General features: G+C 60.4%; 5 protein-coding genes. All 5 read left to right on the top strand.

Translation table 11 applies throughout. The annotated features are described in order from the left end of the window. Nucleotides 1-14 precede the first annotated feature (14 nt). The 5 genes from prpF (at nt 15) to E6W33_RS21570 (ending at nt 14,390) form a co-directional block, all read left to right on the top strand. Nucleotides 15-1,205: a 2-methylaconitate cis-trans isomerase PrpF gene (gene prpF, locus E6W33_RS21590; RefSeq protein WP_136419437.1), complete on the top strand. Its 1,191-nt coding sequence runs from the start codon at nt 15-17 to the stop codon at nt 1,203-1,205. Nucleotides 1,206-1,264: 59 nt separating this feature from the next. Further along, entirely contained in the window at nt 1,265-2,707 is a 1,443-nt protein-coding gene (locus E6W33_RS21585) for a bifunctional 2-methylcitrate dehydratase/aconitate hydratase (RefSeq protein WP_136419436.1), read from the top strand. 163 nt (nt 2,708-2,870) lie between these two features. After that, complete coding sequence (locus tag E6W33_RS21580; RefSeq protein ID WP_136419435.1) at nt 2,871-4,760, top strand: propionate--CoA ligase; 1,890 nt, start codon at nt 2,871-2,873, stop codon at nt 4,758-4,760. Between the two features lie 827 nt (nt 4,761-5,587). Beyond that, nucleotides 5,588-7,810: an EAL domain-containing protein gene (locus E6W33_RS21575; RefSeq protein WP_247869732.1), complete on the top strand. Its 2,223-nt coding sequence runs from the start codon at nt 5,588-5,590 to the stop codon at nt 7,808-7,810. Beyond that, nucleotides 7,785-14,390 (top strand): HAMP domain-containing protein, encoded by a 6,606-nt coding sequence (locus E6W33_RS21570; RefSeq protein ID WP_247869731.1) that lies wholly within the window; start codon nt 7,785-7,787, stop codon nt 14,388-14,390. The genes E6W33_RS21575 and E6W33_RS21570 overlap by 26 nt, the downstream gene beginning before the upstream one ends. Nucleotides 14,391-14,426 lie beyond the last annotated feature (36 nt).

Below are 14,426 nucleotides of genomic sequence, written 5' to 3'. Positions count from 1 at the left end.
TCAGGAAAACATTCATGGCCCACGTATCTCAAATCAAGATTCCCGCCACCTACATCCGCGGCGGCACCAGCAAAGGCGTGTTCTTCCGCCTGCAGGATCTGCCCGAGGTCGCACGGAAACCGGGCGCAGCGCGCGATGCATTGCTGATGCGTGTCATCGGCAGCCCCGACCCCTACGGCAAGCAGATTGACGGGATGGGCGGCGCGACCTCCAGCACCAGCAAGACAGTCATCGTTTCGAAGAGCAGCAAGCCCGACCACGACGTCGATTATCTGTTCGGCCAGGTGTCCATCGATACCGCATTCGTCGACTGGAGCGGCAATTGCGGCAACCTGTCCGCCGCCGTCGGTCCCTTCGCGATCAGCAACGGCCTTGTCGATGCCGGCCGCGTGCCGAAGGATGGCGTCGCAACCATCCGGATCTGGCAGGCCAACATCGGCAAGACCATCATTGCGCATGTGCCGATGACGAACGGCGCGGTGCAGGAAACCGGCGACTTCGAACTCGACGGCGTGACCTTCCCTGCTGCGGAAGTGCAACTGGAATTCATGGACCCGGCTGCCGAGGAAGAGGGCGCGGGCGGCTCGATGTTCCCGACCGGTAATCTGGTCGACGATCTCGACGTGCCAGGCATCGGCACGCTCAAGGTCACCATGATCAATGCCGGCATTCCGACCATCTTCGTGAACGCCGAAGCCATCGGCTACAAGGGCACCGAGTTGCAGGACGCCATCAACAGCGACACGAAGGCACTCGCAATGTTCGAGACCATTCGTGCCTATGGCGCAGTGCGCATGGGGCTCATCAAGAACGTCGATGAGGCGGCAAAGCGCCAGCACACGCCGAAGGTGGCTTTCGTCGCCAAACCGGCCGACTACATTTCGTCCAGCGGCAAGCAGGTCAAGGCAGGCGATATCGATCTGCTGGTGCGCGCGCTGTCCATGGGCAAGCTGCATCATGCGATGATGGGCACGGCCGCCGTTGCCATCGGCACCGCTGCGGCGATCCCGGGCACGCTGGTGAACCTGGCCGCCGGCGGTGGCGCTCGCACCGCGGTGCGCTTCGGCCATCCTTCGGGCACCTTGCGGGTTGGCGCGGAAGCGACCCAGATCGACGGCGAATGGAGCGTGACCAAGGCCATCATGAGTCGCAGCGCCAGGGTGCTGATGGAAGGATGGGTGCGCGTTCCCGGCGATTCCTTCTGAGGAACAAGGCCGCCAGACAGCCTGTCTCATTCGATATGAAACCAGCCAAGCCACTCGACATGAAATCAGCAAAGCGTCCCGACTGGGACAAGGTCCTGGTCGATATCGTCGACTACGTCGAGAAATTCGAGATCAAGTCGACGCTCGCGTATGAAACAGCGCGCAATTGCCTGATCGACACGCTGGGCTGCGGCCTTGAAGCACTTGCGTATCCGGCATGCACCAAGCTGCTCGGTCCCATCGTGTCGGGTACGATGGTTCCGAGCGGCGCGAAGGTACCGGGCACGCAGTTCCAGCTTGATCCGGTGCAAGCCGCGTTCAACATCGGTGCAATGATTCGCTGGCTGGACTTCAACGACACCTGGTTGGCGGCAGAGTGGGGGCATCCCTCGGACAACCTCGGCGGCATCCTCGCGACTGCCGACTGGTTGTCGCGCAATGCCGTGGCCGCCGGCAAGAAGCCGCTGACCATGAAGGACGTGCTGACCGGCATGATCAAGGCCCATGAAATCCAGGGTTGCATCGCGCTGGAAAATTCCTTCAACAAGGTCGGCATCGATCATGTCGTGCTGGTGAAGGTGGCGTCCACTGCTGTCGTCGCACATATGCTCGGCCTGACCCGCGAAGAGATGCTCAATGCGGTTTCCCTGGCATGGGTCGATGGACAATCGCTGCGCACCTATCGCCATGCGCCGAACGCGGGTTCGCGCAAGTCGTGGGCTGCGGGCGATGCGACCTCGCGCGCCGTGCGCCTCGCACTCATGGCGAGAACCGGTGAAATGGGTTATCCCTCCGTGCTGACCGCGAAGACCTGGGGCTTCTACGACGTGCTGTTCAAGGGGCAGCCGTTCAAGTTCCAGCGCAAGTACGAGAGCTACGTGATGGAAAACGTGCTGTTCAAGATTTCCTTCCCGGCGGAGTTTCATGCCCAGACCGCTGCGGAAGCAGCGATGAGCTTGCACGCGCAGTTGGCCGCAACAGGCAAATCGGTCGACGACATCAGCAAGATCACGATCCGCACGCATGAAGCCTGCATTCGCATCATCGACAAGAAGGGGCCGCTGAACAATCCGGCGGACCGCGATCACTGCATTCAGTACATGGTTGCGGTGCCCTTGATTTTCGGGCGGCTGACTGCCGGGGACTATGAAGATGAAGTTGCCGCCGACAAGCGCATCGATGCATTGCGCGACAAGATCGTGTGCGTCGAAGATCCGGCTTTCACCCAGGACTACCACGACCCGCAGAAGCGCTCGATTGCCAATGCGCTGACCGTCGAATTCAAGGACGGAGCGAAGCTCGACGAAGTGGTCGTTGAATACCCGATCGGCCACGCTCGTCGTCGCAAGGAAGGCATTCCTCTTCTCGAAGCCAAGTTCAAAACCAATCTGGCGCGTCGCTTTCCGGCGAAGCAGCAGAAAGCCATTCTCGATGTGTCGCTCGACCAGACGAAACTGGAAGCGATGGCGGTGCACGAGTATGTCGATCTTTACGTGATCTGATCCAAGGTCACATAGGGAAAAACAAGCGCATCGGCACTCTCGTTCCTGCGCTTTTTTTTCGCGTTTTTCACTGAGCGTAAGTGCTCAGTAAGTCGTAGTACGCATACTAGAAACAATCCCTGTGCCGGATGGTGCGGCATGGACACACTGATTTGGAGGAGATATGAACTTCGCGGATTTCTACAAGCAATCAATCGACAACCCGCAGGCATTCTGGGACAACGAGGCGAAGCTGATTGACTGGAACGAGCCCTACACGCAAGTGCTCGATTACTCCCGCCCGCCATTCACGAAATGGTTCGTCGGCGGAAAGACCAATCTCTGTCACAACGCAGTCGACCGCTGGGTCGCGACGCAGGGCGACAAGCCTGCGCTGATTGCGATTTCGACCGAAACGAACAGCGAGAAAGTCTATTCGTTCAAGGAACTGCAATCGGAAGTGATGCGCACGGCGGCGATGATGCAATCGCTCGGCGTAGGCAAGGGCGACCGCGTGCTGATCTACATGCCGATGATTGCCGAAGCGACGTTTGCGATGCTGGCCTGCGCACGCATCGGCGCCATCCATTCAGTCGTGTTTGGCGGCTTCGCGTCGAACAGCCTGGCGACCCGCATCGATGATGCGAAGCCGAAGCTGATCGTCTCTGCCGATGCAGGTTCGCGCGGCGGTAAGGCGGTGGCCTACAAGCCGCTGCTCGATGAGGCGATCAAGCTCGCGGATCACAAGCCGGCGCATGTGCTGCTCGTGAACCGCGGCCTCGTGCCGATGACCAATGTGCCCGGCCGCGATGTCGATTACGCGACGCTGCGCGAGCAGAACATGCAGGCGCAAGTGCCGGTCGCCTGGCTGGAATCGAACGAGCCCTCATACATCCTCTATACCTCCGGCACCACAGGCAAGCCGAAGGGCGTGCAGCGCGATGTCGGCGGCTATGCGGTCGCGCTGGCGGCATCGATGAAGTACATCTTCTGCGGCAATCCGGGCGAGACCTATTTCTCGACCTCCGATATCGGCTGGGTGGTGGGGCACTCCTACATCGTCTATGGCCCGTTGATCGCGGGAATGGCGACCGTCATGTACGAAGGCTTGCCGATCCGTCCCGATGCAGGAATCTGGTGGAGCATCGTCGAGAAGTACAAGGTCACGCGCATGTTCTCCGCACCGACCGCAGTGCGCGTGCTCAAGAAGCAGCCGCCGGAATTCATGAAGAAATACGACCTGTCCTCGCTCAAGGCGCTGTACCTCGCAGGCGAGCCACTGGATGAAACGACGTCCGACTGGATTTCTTCCGAGCTGGGCGTGCCCATCATCGACAACTACTGGCAAACCGAAACCGGCTGGCCGATCCTGTCGGTTGCCAAGGGCGTGGAGGACAAGCCGACGCGTCTCGGCAGCCCGGGCGTCCCGATGTTCGGCTACAAGGTCAAGCTGCTCAATGAAACGACCGGCGCGCTGTGCGGCACGAATGAGAAGGGCGTGGTGGTGATTGACGGCCCGCTGCCTCCGGGTTGCATGCAGACGGTGTATGGCGACGACGAGCGCTTCGTCAACACCTACTGGGCGAATTTCAAGGAACAGGTGTATTCGACCTTCGACTGGGGCATTCGCGATGCAGACGGTTATTACTTCATTCTGGGCCGCACCGATGATGTGATCAACGTCGCGGGACATCGCCTTGGCACACGCGAGATCGAGGAGAGCATTTCCAGCCATCCGAACGTGTCCGAAGTCGCCGTGGTCGGCGTTGAAGACAAGCTCAAGGGACAAGTCGCGGTTGCCTTCGCGATCCTGAAGAATGCGGAGCCGGCCTCAACACCGGAAGGGCGCAAGGCACTGGAGGCGGAAGTGATGGGCGTGGTAGACAAACAGCTCGGCGCGGTGGCGCGTCCGGCACGCGTGCACTTCGTGACGCTGCTGCCGAAGACGCGCTCGGGCAAGCTCTTGCGTCGCTCGATTCAAGCCATCTGCGAAGGCCGCGATCCCGGCGATTTGACGACGATCGAGGACCCAAGCTCGCTGCAACAGGTCAAGGCTGCGGTCAGCGAAGCCTAAACTGCAGACAACCCGTGTAAGCCGGACGGCATCCAGCCGTTCGGCACCATTCCCGATTTCCCTCCTTGTATCGACGATCCTTCGGTATTTGAAAATTTCTGTGCGGGCCAATGCCGAAGTCCGCGATGCTTAGCCATCCACGCGCGGCATTGTCCGGCATGCTGACATCGCCCGCGACCCCGCCTTCCGATGCAGACTGTGTGCGCTTCTCAGGGAAAGTGCTGATGAGCAAAACAAGCGGAGTGCCGCAACATAATCTTGCCCATTGATTCGTGTAGCCCGGCAAGACTTTTCGCCGCACCGGCGCCGCGTTTTCATATTCATGCCGGCGTTCCGCAGCAAATAGTCTCTGCATGCACCATTCTCTTCCGAATGCATGAGGATGGGGAACATCCCTTGCCTTTGTCCGTCGAAGTTGTTGACGCCTATAAAAAGTGAATGTCCCGGGTGCCGTGCTGCGCTTGTCGCATTGCGGGCCGTGTCTCGCCCATGGGCGTCGCATGCATGCCTGCCTGGATACCCAAGTCGTCTCGCAAAGGAGGCGATGCGATGTCGGTCGAATGCGCATCCCATGCATCGGATTTTGCACAGGCACAACTGTAGAGCATGTCATTCCAAAACATAGAGCCAATGTGCCGCACGCAATTGCCATCAACGCAAAGCATCCATACCCGCCACACTGCGCCAACCCCATGCCTGGAGGCAAGGACGCGTTTATCGAATGCATACTTTTTACTTTTAACGATGCGGTCCGCATGGACTGCCCGGAGATCGATTGAATTTCCCGACAAGGTTCACCTATGAACGAAGCTGACGAGATCAGAGTCTTGCTCGTAAACGATGACCCTGGTTCGCTGTTTGCCTTGAATACCATTCTCACTGATCTGGAGGCAAGCATCGAGACGGCGTCGTCCGGAGAAGAAGCATTGATGCTGCTGCTCAAACAGGATTTCGCGGTGATCATTCTCGATGTCAAGATGACCGGCCTCGATGGCTTCGAGACTGCCCGCCTGATCCGGCAGAGGCCGCGCTCCAAATATACCCCGATCATTTTTCTGACCTCGCATCGCGCCACCGATCTTGACCGCGCGACGGGCTATGAACTTGGTGCTGTCGATTATCTGTTCATGCCGGTCGCACCGGAAGTGCTGAAATCCAAGGTCCAGGTCTTCATCGATCTCGCGAAAAGAAACCGACGACGCGAGAGGAAGGACGTTGAGCTGGAATACCTCAATCAGGCCCTCAAGCGCGAGCTCGACCATGTGACGCGCCTGAACGAAGCCTTGCGCCTGGAAATCGCTGCGCGCCGCCAGGCGGAGGATGCCGCGCAACGCAGCGAAACCGAACGCCTGATCGTCCAACACGCCGGCGATTATGTGGCACTGCTGGATGCGCGCGGGGGCTGGGTTTATGAGAGCCCGTCGTATTCGGCCGCATTCGGGTCGGCGATTCGTTCCGAAGAAACATATTTCGCCATCGTCCATGAGGACGACCGCGAACGTGTCCGCTCCGCCTTTTTTTCCCTGACCGAAGGCGGACAGAACACGCGACTGCAATATCGGGTGCCGGTGCCGGATCGCGGCGTGCGCTTTCTGGAATCCGAAGCCAGCGTGATTCGCAATCCGGCCGGCGAAGTCGAGCAAGTAGTGATGGTGTCGCGCGACATCACCGAGCGCAAGGAGATGGAGGCCTATATCCTGCATCAGTCTTTCCATGACGCGCTCACTGGCTTGCCCAACCGCTTGTTGCTCGAAGACCGCATGAAGCAGGCGACCGCGCATTCGGGACGCCAGCATGCACCGGTGGCGGTTCTCTTCATCGACCTCGACCGCTTCAAGGACATCAACGATACGCTTGGCCATGCCGCCGGTGACCGGTTGTTGCAGGAAGTGGCCGAGCGCCTTGGTCATTGCGTGCGTGAAGAAGATACCGTCGCACGTCTGAGCGGCGATGAATTCGTGGTGCTGCTTGCCGGCTTGCACGATGTGCAGGATGCGGCACTGGTGGCGGAAAAGATCGTCACGACCGTGGCGGAGCCGTGCCAGATCGCGGATCGGGAATTGCGGGTCTCGCCGAGCATCGGAATCGCGATCTTCCCGTACGACGGCCAGAACATGGACGAACTTCTGCGCAACGCGGACACCGCGATGTACCATGCCAAGCAGGAAGGGCGCGGCAGGTTCTCCTTCTTCACCCCGCACATGAATGAAGCCGCGGCCCGCCGCCTGTCCGTGGGTGGCGCCTTGCAGCGTGCGATTCAGGAAGAAGAATTCATTCTGCATTATCAGCCCAAGATCAGCGCTGCCAGCGGCGAGATCTGCGGCTTCGAAGCGTTGATACGCTGGCCGCAGGCAGACGGAAACTGGGTGCCGCCCGCGCAGTTCATACCGATTGCGGAGGAAACCGGTCGCATCGAATCGATCGGCAAATGGGCTTTGCACGAGGCAGCATCGCAAGTGCAGCGCTGGCGCGCGGAAGGCACCGAGGGCTGTCCGATCGCCGTCAACGTATCGGCACGCCAGTTCCGCCAGGACAGCGTGGCGCGCAGCATCGAAGCAGCATTGCGGGAGACCGGAATTCCACCCGCCATGCTGGAAGCCGAGCTGACAGAGTCGGCGGTGATGACCGATCCCGCCAAGGCGATCCAGGCCTTGCATCAGATTCGCGATCTCGGCGTGCCGATTTCCATCGATGACTTCGGTACCGGCTATTCCTCGCTCGCCTATCTGAAGCGTTTTCCGCTGGACAAACTCAAGATCGACGCTGCCTTTGTGCGGGACATTGCGACCGATCCCGAAGATGCGGCCATCGTACTCGCCATCATTACGCTTGCGCACAGCCTGAGCCTGACCGTGATCGCCGAAGGCGTGGAGACCGCCGAGCAAATGACATTTTTGATTGAACATGACTGCGACGAATTGCAGGGCAATTTCTTCAGCAGGCCGGTACCGACGGATGAGGCATTGCAGTTGCTGAAACGCGGACGTTTCGACGTGGTGGACCAGGCAAGAAAAGGAGGCGAACATGGCGCAAGAAACCGGAATGCATGACAGACGCATGCATGCCAGGCGCGCGTCGGACCAGGCGATGCTCGGCAGGACCGAGATCGGGCCGCACATGCTCGATCGTTCCGTCCTGTTGAATATTTTGATTGCGGTGCGGGACGGCGACTTCAGCGCGCGCCTGCCATCGGATTGGGACGGAATCGACGGCAAGATTGCCGACGCCTTCAACGACATTGTTTCTGCCAACGAACGTGTGGCCAAAAGCATGGAGCAGGTCTCCCTCACGGTCGGCACCGAAGGCAAGCTGGGCCAGCGCATCGTGTTCGACAATTACAAGGGCTCGTGGGGCGTGAAAGTCAACGCCGTCAACAGCCTGATCGACAGCCTGGTGCAACCGGTGCGCGACGCCGGGCGAGTGATCGGCGCCGTCGCACGCGGTGTCCTCACTGAAAACATGGAGCTGGAAGTCGAAGGGCGGCCACTGAAGGGCGAGTTCCTCAAGAATGCCAAGACCATCAACACCATGCTCGACCAGCTCAACAGCTTCTCCAGCGAGGTCACGCGCGTGGCGCGCGAGGTCGGGACCGAGGGCAAGCTCGGCGGCCAGGCGAAAGTCGAGGGCGCGTCCGGCGTGTGGAAGGATCTGACCGACAACGTCAATGCCATGGCGGGCAACCTGACGGTGCAATTGCGCGACGTATCGAAAGTGGCGACCGCGATTGCCAGTGGCGATCTGGGACAGATGATTACGGTCGACGTCAAGGGCGAGATTCTGCAGATCAAGGACGCCATCAATAAGATGGTCGGCCAGCTCAACAGCTTTGCCGGCGAGGTGACACGGGTGGCGCGCGAGGTTGGTACCGAAGGCAAGCTGGGCGGCCAGGCCGAGGTGCAAGGTGCGTCCGGCGTATGGAAGGACCTCACCGAGAACGTGAACCTGATGGCGAGCAATCTCACCGCTCAGGTGCGCAACATCGCGGAAGTGACGACAGCAGTCGCAAAGGGTGACCTTTCGCGCAAGATCACGGTGGATGTGAAAGGCGAGATCCTGCAGCTCAAGGACACCATGAACATCATGGTGGACCAGCTCAACAGTTTTGCCGGCGAGGTGACGCGCGTGGCGCGCGAAGTCGGCACCGAAGGCAAGCTCGGAGGGCAGGCCCAGGTGCCGGACGTGGCAGGCGCCTGGAAAGATCTTACGGATAACGTGAACCTGATGGCGAGTAACCTCACCGGACAGGTGCGCAACATCGCGGAAGTCACTACCGCAGTCGCAAAGGGCGACTTGTCGCGCAAGATCACGGTGGATGTGAAAGGCGAGATCCTGCAGCTCAAGGACACCATCAACATCATGGTGGACCAGCTCAACAGTTTTGCCGGCGAGGTGACGCGGGTGGCGCGCGAGGTCGGGACCGAAGGCAAGCTCGGCGGACAGGCAGAGGTGCCGGGTGTCGATGGCGTGTGGAAGGACCTGACCGACAACGTCAATGCGATGGCGGGCAATCTGACGGTGCAGTTGCGTGACGTATCGAAAGTCGCGACCGCGATTGCCAGCGGCGATCTGGGGCAAAAGATCACGGTCGACGTCAAGGGAGAGATCCTGCAGATCAAGGATGTGATCAACAGCACGGTGGACCAGCTCAACAGTTTTGCGGGCGAGGTGACACGGGTGGCGCGCGAGGTTGGTACCGAAGGCAAGCTGGGCGGCCAGGCCGAAGTGCAAGGTGCGTCCGGCGTATGGAAGGACCTCACCGAGAACGTGAACCTGATGGCGAGCAATCTCACCGCCCAGGTGCGCAACATCGCGGAAGTGACGACAGCAGTCGCAAAGGGTGACCTTTCGCGCAAGATCACGGTGGATGTGAAAGGCGAGATCCTGCAGCTCAAGGACACCATGAACATCATGGTGGACCAGCTCAACAGTTTTGCCGGCGAGGTGACGCGCGTGGCGCGCGAAGTCGGCACCGAAGGCAAGCTCGGAGGGCAGGCCCAGGTGCCGGACGTGGCAGGCGCCTGGAAAGATCTTACGGATAACGTGAACCTGATGGCGAGTAACCTCACCGGACAGGTGCGCAACATCGCGGAAGTCACTACCGCAGTCGCAAAGGGCGACTTGTCGCGCAAGATCACGGTGGATGTGAAAGGCGAGATCCTGCAGCTCAAGGACACCATCAACATCATGGTGGACCAGCTCAACAGTTTTGCCGGCGAGGTGACGCGGGTGGCGCGCGAGGTCGGGACCGAAGGCAAGCTCGGCGGACAGGCAGAGGTGCCTGGGGTCGCCGGCGTGTGGAAGGACCTGACCGACAACGTGAATGCAATGGCGGGCAACCTGACTGTGCAGTTGCGTGACGTGTCGAAGGTGGCGACGGCTATCGCCAATGGCGACCTCGGGCAAAAGATCACGGTCGACGTCAAGGGCGAGATCCTGCAGATCAAGGATGTCATCAACACCATGGTGGACCAGCTCAATAGCTTCGCCGGCGAGGTGACGCGGGTGGCGCGCGAGGTCGGGACCGAAGGCAAGCTCGGCGGACAGGCCCAGGTATCGGGCATCGCCGGTACCTGGAAAGATCTGACCGACAGCGTCAACCTCATGGCAAGCAACCTCACTGCCCAGGTTCGCAACATCGCGACGGTGACCACCGCAGTGGCGAACGGCGACCTGTCACAGAAAATCACGGTAGATGTCAAAGGCGAAATCCTGCGGCTGAAAGACACCATCAACATCATGGTGGACCAGCTCAACAGTTTTGCCGGCGAGGTGACGCGCGTGGCGCGCGAAGTCGGTATCGAAGGCCGGCTCGGCGGCCAGGCACAAGTCAAAGGCGTGTCCGGCGTGTGGCGGGGCCTCACCGATAACGTGAATCTGATGGCCAGCAATCTGACCGACCAGGTGCGCAGTATTGCCACCGTCACGACAGCGGTGGCCAACGGTGATCTCTCCAAGAAGATTACGGTCGACGTGCGCGGCGAAGTGCTGCAGTTGAAGGAAACCATCAACACTATGGTTGATCAGCTCAATGGCTTCGCGGGTGAGGTGACGCGCGTGGCACGCGAGGTCGGCACCGAAGGTCGGCTTGGCGGCCAGGCCTATGTGCCTGCCGTCGCCGGTGTTTGGAAAGACCTGACCGACAACGTGAACCTGATGGCCACCAACCTGACCGCGCAGGTGCGCAACATCGCGACGGTGACGACCGCTGTCGCCAACGGCGACCTGTCACGCAAGATCACGGTCGACGTGAAGGGAGAAATCCTTGAGCTCAAGAACACCATCAACATCATGGTGGACCAGCTCAACGCCTTCGGCAGCGAAGTGACGCGGGTGGCGCGCGAAGTGGGCACGGAAGGCAAGCTCGGCGGACAGGCCAACGTGAAGGGCATATCCGGCATCTGGAAAGACCTCACCGACAGCGTGAACCTGATGGCCGACAACCTAACCGATCAGGTGCGCGGCATCGCCAAGGTGGTGACCGCCGTCGCATTGGGCAACCTGAAACAGAAGATGATGGTGCCCGCCAAGGGTGAAGTGGCGTCGCTGGCCGAAACCATCAACAACATGGTCGACACGCTCGCCACCTTCAGCGACCAGGTCACGCGGGTGGCGCGCGAAGTGGGCGTGGAAGGGCGGCTGGGCGGTCAGGCAGTGGTGCCCGGCGCGGCCGGCAGCTGGAAAGACCTGGTGGACAACGTGAACGAACTGGCGGCGAACCTGACCACGCAGGTGCGTGCCATCGGCGAGGTGGCCACCGCCGTGACCAAGGGCGACCTGACGCGTTCGATCCAGGTCATCGCACGCGGTGAAGTGGCCGACCTCAAGGACAACATCAACCAGATGATCCGCAACCTGCGGGAAACCACGCAGCGCAATACCGAACAGGACTGGCTCAAGACCAACCTTGCGCGCCTGACGCGCATGCTGCAAGGGCAGCGCGACATCATCACCATGTCGCGCACCCTGCTGTCGGAACTTGCGCCGCTGGTCGCTTCGCAGCACGCCGTGCTTTACGTCATGCAATCCGGCCCATACAACACCTTGCGCCTCAAGCTCATGGCCAGCTACGGCTACCAGGAGCGCAAGAACCTGTCGAAGGAATGGGACATGGGCGAGGGCGTGGTTGGTCAGGCCGCGTTCGAGAAGCAGCGTATTCTCATCACCAACCTGCCGGACGATTACATCCAGATCGTGTCCGGGCTGGGGCAGTCGAGTCCGCGCAATATCGTGGTGCTGCCGATCCTGTTCGAAGGACAGGTCAAGGCTGTCATCGAGTTGGCTGCATTCGAGCGTTTCCAGGCGATTCACCTGAATTTTCTCGATCAGCTCGCGGAAGGCCTTGGCATCGTCTTCAACTCGATTGAAACCGCGTCCCGCACCGAGGCCCTGTTGCAGCAGTCGCAATCGCTGGCAAGCGAATTGAAGGCGCAGCAGGACGAGCTGCAAAACACCAATGCGGAACTAGAGCAGAAGGCGCGCCAGCTTTCCGACCAGAATGCGGAGGTCGAGCGCAAGAACCGCGAGATCGAAGTTGCGCGCGGCAATCTCCAGGAAAAAGCGGAACAACTCGCGCTCACCTCCAAATACAAATCCGAGTTCCTCGCCAACATGTCGCATGAACTGCGCACGCCGCTCAACAGCCTGCTGCTGCTGGCGGAGCAATTGCGCCAGAACACGGACAACAACCTGTCGCCGAAACAACTGGAGATGGTCAAGGTGATCCACGGCGCAGGCAGCGAGCTGCTGCACCTGATCAACGATATCCTCGACCTGTCGAAGATCGAATCCGGCAGCGCCACGCTCAATATCGAAGATGTGCCGGTCACCGAAATTGCCGATCATGTCGATCGCACCTTCCGTCATCTGGCGGAAGTGAAGGGGCTGGCATTCAATATCGAATTCGATCAGCATCTGCCGCCGACGCTGCATACCGACGGCCAGCGGCTGAAGCAGGTGCTCAAGAACCTGCTGTCGAACGCCATCAAATTCACGTCGAGAGGCAGCGTCTCGCTCACCGCCTATATCGCGCGCTCCGGCTGGACCCCCGAGCATAAGGTGCTGAATCATGCGCCGCAGGTGATTGCATTTGCGGTCACCGACACGGGCATCGGCATTCCCGAAGCCAAGCAGAGGCTCATATTCGAGGCATTCCAGCAGGCCGACGCCAGCACCTCGCGCCGTTATGGCGGCACCGGCCTCGGGCTGGCGATCAGCCGTGAAATTGCCTATCTCCTCGGCGGCGAGCTGCGGGTGGAGAGCAAGGAAGGTGAGGGCAGCACCTTCATCTTCTATCTGCCGCAACAATGGCCGGGAGCCGTGGGGCCGAGGCCGGACCCGGGAAATGAACCGGCAGTGCGCGTCCGTCAGTCGCCGCCGCGCCTTGCATCACGGCCCCCGTCTGCTTCGCCGGCGCCGCAACCAGGCTTCACCGATGACCGCGTCGGGCTATCGCCGCAGGATAATGTCCTGCTGATTGTCGAGGACGATCCCGTGTTCGCGCGCGCATTGCAGGAAATGGCGCATGAGCGCGGATTCAAGACACTGGTCACGCCAAGCGGCGAGGAAGGGTTGGCGCTGGCGCGCAAGCACCGGCCCGATGCCATAACCCTCGACCTGAACCTGCCCGACCTGGAGGGCTGGGACATCGTGGAGCAGCTCAAGGCCGCACCGGAGACGCGCGACATTCCGGTCCATATCATTTCGGTGCGGGATCGCCCGGCCTCCGCGGATCGGTTCGGCATCGCAAGCTATCTCGCCAAGCCCGTCGATGTCGCCACCCTGGGGCAAGTGTTCAGCCAGATCATGAAGGAAGCGCATCGCCCGATCCGCGCCTTGCTGGTCATCGAGAACGATCCGATAAAGCGGGAAGCCATCCTGGCCGAACTCAAAGGCGCGGATGTCGAATTGGACGCGGTGTCTAGCGCAAGCGATGCGCGCGCAGCCTTGCGCAGCCGCTCCTACCAGGGCATCGTGCTCGACCTCGACTTGCCGGACATGGATGGACAGGCGTTTCTGCACGAGATCCGCGCCGAGCGCGAACTCGCCCAGATACCGGTCGTGATCTATACCGGACGTCCGCTGGATCGCACGACGGAGGACCAGCTCAAGCGGATGGGTGCGGCTGTGGTCGCTGAAGGCGCGCGCTCGCTCGACCGTTTGGTGGTGGAAACCGAGCAATTCCTGAAGCGGATCAAAGGTTCGCTGTCGGAGCGCAAGCGGACGATGCTGGAACAAGTCGCGCCGACCAGCCATCTGCTGGAAGGCAAGAAAGTATTGCTTGTCGACGATGATGTGCGCAACCTGTTCGCGCTGACCGGAATGCTGGAAAACCACGGCATGACGGTCGTGACCGCCGAGAACGGCAAGGAGGCGCTGGCGCACCTGCATGAGACGGAGGATATCAACCTTGTCCTGATGGACATCATGATGCCGGAAATGGATGGTTATGAAACCATCGGTGAGATTCGCAAGGATGCGAAATATCAGGACCTGCCTATCATTGCGCTAACCGCCAAGGCAATGAAAGGCGACAGGGAAAAATGTATCGCCGCCGGCGCTTCGGATTATGCCTCCAAGCCGATCGACTCGGAGCAGCTCCTGTCACAGTTGAAATTATGGTTGTTCAAGTAGGGGGTGTCCACGGAAGACACGGAAAGCACGGAAATG

It is taken from the genome of Herbaspirillum sp. ST 5-3 (assembly GCF_004804275.1).
Taxonomy (GTDB): domain Bacteria; phylum Pseudomonadota; class Gammaproteobacteria; order Burkholderiales; family Burkholderiaceae_D; genus Noviherbaspirillum.
Note: the sequence above shows the minus strand (reverse complement) of the source record. Positions and strands in the feature narration are given on the sequence as shown.